1 protein-coding gene is annotated in these 4528 nt (G+C 66.7%); it reads left to right on the top strand.

Features of this window, described 5'->3' with window-relative positions:
- Positions 1 to 3916: CHAT domain-containing protein (locus AC1DY5_RS43000; RefSeq protein WP_478120531.1), on the top strand; the 3916-nt coding region annotated here is incomplete at its 5' end.
- Between the last annotated feature and the right edge of the window lie 612 nt (positions 3917 to 4528).

The following is a 4528-nucleotide window of genomic DNA, read 5'->3' as shown; positions in this document are numbered from 1 at the left end:
CATCTGGCTCGGGCCCCGCCTGATCGGTGGTTTCGCGCGCCTCCAGTACCTTGCGGACGATGCCGACAAGGTCACGGACGACGGGCCCATCGGACTGGTCTACGACAAGCTCATCGCCTACCTCCAGTCAACCCACGAGGTAATCCCGTTCGGCTACGACTGGCGGCGGCCGCTGCAGGAGGAGGCTCGGCGCCTGGCCAGACGGGTGCAGGAGGCACTCGACGCGCGAAAGAAGAGCGGCCAGCCGGTCCGCCTGCTCGCGCATTCGATGGGTGGCCTGCTGGCGCGCACGATTCAGATCGAGGCCAAGGAGACCTGGGACCTCCTGATGGCGCACCCGGACGCCCGGCTGTTGATGCTGGGCACACCGAACGGCGGCTCCTGGGCGCCGATGCAGGTGCTGTCCGGTGACGACACCTTCGGTAATACGCTCGCCGCCATCGGCTCGCCGTTCGCGAATCTGAAGGCGCGCAAGCTGATGGCGGAGATGCCCGGTCTGCTGCAGTTGCAGGCCGGCCTGCTCGATCCCGATCTGGCGCTAGATCAGGAATCCACCTGGCGCAAGCTGGCAGACGACGACTGCCAGCACGAACAGGAACGGAACTGGTGGCAGCGCTATGCCGGCGACATCGTTCGCGCGAGCTACGAATGGGGCGTGCCGTCGCAAGCGGTGCTGAACCAGGCCAGGGAACTGCGAATCCGGCTCGATCGCCAGATCACCGGCATGCTCAGAGAGGGAGCCGCCAAGATGCGCCTCGTGGTGGGCAATGCCAAGTTCACGCCCGACGGCTTCGAGGTTGGCAATGATGGTTTCGTCTATCGCGACCTCCAACAGGGCGGCGATGGTCGGGTGCCGCTGGAATCAGCCCTGCTGCCCGGCGTGCAGACCTGGTCGCTGGATTGTGAGCACGGTTCGCTGCCGAGCGAGAAGGGCGCATTCGACGACTACCTCGAGTTGCTGACACGCGGCGCCACGTCCAGCGCGGCCAAGCTCCGTCCGCTGGCGTCGACCCGCGGTGGCCCGGTGGCGCCGCTGCGCCACGTACCGAGCCGCCCCTCCCGCCGGCCCGCTTCCGCGCTGCCGGCCAGCAGCATCGAGGAGGCCTTGGGCGGCCGCGCCGGTGCCGAAGGCGARTCGGGCGGCGCCACAGTGCTCCCGCCTCTGCAGATCACGGTTCTCAACGGCCACCTCACCTTCGTGCACCAGGCTTTGATGCTTGGCCACTACAGCTCACTGACCCTCACCGGCAGCGAGAAGGTGGCGAACATTCATCTCAGGGGCGCCATGCGCAGGGCCCTGGACGCGGGGCTCTACCCCGAGAAACCGGGCAGCCACCAGATATTCTTCAACACCCATCCGAGCGACACTGAACTGTCGCAATTGCCCCGGCCTCTGGCTGCCATCGTTGTTGGACTCGGGCAGGAAGGCACGCTCAAGTCCAGCGAACTGGAGTTCTCGGTCTGCCAGGGTGCGAAGGCCTGGGCCCAGCGCGCCTACGAGCAGAACCCCCAGCGCAGCGACAGCATCGAGTTGGCCGCCACGCTCATCGGCAGCGGCGGACTGGGCATCACCGTCGGTGCGGCGGCGCGCGCCATCGCTCAGGGTGTGCGCATGGCCAACGAACGCCTCGCGGGCAGCCCGTGGCCGATGATCGGCCGCCTGGTGCTGGTGGAGTGGTTCCTGGACCGCGCCACGGACGCCTGGCKCGGCCTTGGCGTGCTGGCGACATCCAACCCGCGGGCCTTCGAGGTGGCCCCGGCGATTGCCAGCGGCACCGGACCGATGCGGCGCCAAGCCGAAAGCGGCTACCGCGGCGCCGACTACGACCTGATCAGCGTCACCACGAGCGCGGAGGGCATGATGTCGTTCGCACTCGACACCAAACGCGCCCGCGCCGAGGTCCGCGCGCAGCACACGCAACCCAAGCTCGTACGCAAGCTCGTCGAGCGCGCGGCGCGCGCCAGCGTCGGCGACGCCAAGCTCGGAAGCGCGCTCTTCGATCTACTGGTGCCGCTCGACCTCCAGCCATTTCTCGGCGGCAGCGATCGCCTGGTGCTGCAGCTCGACGCCGCCACGTCGCCGATCCCGTGGGAACTGCTCGACACGCGCGCCAGCAACCACGGTGGCCGGGCCGCCTCGCGCGACAAGTCCGAGCCGTGGTCGATCCGTACCCGCCTGCTGCGCAAGCTCAACACCAGCGTCTTCCGCAGTTCGCCGCACGACGCCAACATTGACGCCGGCGTGCTTGTCATCGGCGAACCCAAAATCGAGGACAACTCCGATTACCCGGAACTGCCCGGTGCACGCCGCGAGGCCCAGGCGGTCGACCGCCAGTTCCGCGCCGCGGGCCTGGGCGACGATCGCCTCACCACGCTGATCGGCAAAGACGCGCTTTGCGACGATGTGATCGTGGCGCTGCTGGCAAGGCCGTACCGTATCGTGCACGTGGCCGGCCACGGCGCGCCGGCACAGTACGACAAGGATGGCAAGGTCACCGGCAGCGGCGGCGTGGTGTTGTCCGGGGGGATATTCCTGGGGCCCGACGAAATCAGGAACCTGCCGGTCGTGCCCGAGCTGGTCTTCGTCAACTGCTGCCACCTGGGCGGCCACGATGCCAGCGGGGCGCTGAAGGTCGAAGAGCCGGTGGCGTTCGCCGCCGGCGTGGCCGATTCACTGATCAATATCGGCGTTCGCTGCGTGGTGGCGGCCGGATGGGCGGTGGACGATGCGGCAGCCGAAGCCTTCGCCCAGACCTTCTACCGTGTGCTGCTGTCGGGCGAGGCTTTCGTGGACGCGGTGGCCGCCGCCCGCCGGGCCGCGCGCGCTAGCAGCAACAGCAACACCTGGGCGGCCTACCAGTGCTATGGCGATYCTAACTGGGTCTTCCGCAATGACGGGGCACAGGGGCCTGCGCCGGCACGGCGCGACGAATTCGAAGGGATCGCCTCAGCGGTGAGCTTGGCGCTGATGCTGGAAAACCTGGCCGTTCAAACCCGCTACGATGTGAGCGAGGATGACCGCGCCGTGCGGAACGCCGAAGCGCAGCTCAAGGTACAGGGCTTCCAAGACCGCTACGCCGAACTTTGGGGCGGTATGGGGGCGGTGGCAGAGGCCTTCGCCGTGGCTTGGGACGCGGCGGGCGACAGCGAGCGTGCGATCGCCGCCTACGAGGCCGCGCTCCGCGCCAACGACGCCAGCGCATCGTTCAAGGCCCACGAGCAGCTCGGCAATCTGCGCGTTCGCCGCGCCTGGGACTTGGCGCGCGCGGCCGCACCCTCATCACCGGAATTCGCCCAGGCGCGGGAAGATCTCGTGAAGGCACTGGACGACCTGCGCGGCCTGGCCCGGCTCCAGCCCACTGTGGAGCGCTGGGCCTTGTGCGGTTCAGGCTTCAAGCGCCTGGCGCAGCTGGAATGGCGAGCGAAGGCGAATCGCGAGGCAAAGGGGGCGCTGGAGAACGCGTGGGTTGACTATGCCGAAGGCGAGCAACTGGCGGCCCGCAATGGCGATCCGCAACTGTTTTACCCCGGCCTCAACCGAATGGCGGTCGAATTGGTGCTCCACTCGGGCAAGGCAAACTGGAAAGGGTTCGACGCCGTATCGAGCGCCGCCGTCCGCCGCAGCCTGCAGGCCAAGCACGACAAGGTGCCCGACTTCTGGACCAGCGCCGACCTGATCGGGATCGACCTTCTCGACGCTCAGGCTTGCCGCGAGATCGGGCTGCGAGGCGACGCGCTGCTGGGCGCCTACGCCCGATTGGGTGCCCGGGTGCGGGCCACCAGCAACTGGGGCTCGGTATACGACCAAGCGGATTTTCTGTTCGGGCCGGGCCTCACGCGGGTGGCAGCCGGCGACAGGCCGACCGCCACCAAACTGCTGGCGCAACTCGCGGCCTTTGCGGGCAAGGGCCGATGATGTCGAATACCGATAGATCATCTCGTCTGCTCTTCAAGAGCGAGAACGGTGTGGCGCCCGGCGTCCTGGTGATCGGCGGCGTGAGATGGAGGTTCGGTGACTGGCGCGACACGCCGCCCGAGGCCGAGGCGCTGGCCTACACCTGCGTGTCGTATGCCTGGGGTGACACCTGCGTGCCGAATCCTCTCGTTCTCCTTAACCAACACAGTAAATTCATCAAGCCAGGTGCCGCAAAGTCATTGACACGTTCCGCACCTCCAAGCGGGTCCGCGCTTCGGATCAGATGCTTCCCGCCCCCCGCGCGTTAGACAAGGACGGCCTTCGTCGGACTATTACATCTGTTCTGCTGCCTTGATGTTTTGTTTTCATAAGTCCAGGCCAGCGCCGGTGCATCCACTCTCTTGATGATGACGGTTGCACGCCTCGTGGCACAAAATGGCCAACCGAGCGGCGGCGGAGGCATATGAATTCTGATGATGCTATCGACGCTAGGAAGTCTTCTGCCTAATAGGACTCAGTCAGCAAGAAGCTTCTCGCGACAATCTCATGAGTTGCTTTTGATGCATCTTTTCACATGACCTTCCTGTCAAGCTCTTGGGAGTAGTCGTGGGG

The organism is Variovorax sp. P4_D9 (genome assembly GCF_056401695.1).
Note: the sequence above shows the minus strand (reverse complement) of the source record. Positions and strands in the feature narration are given on the sequence as shown.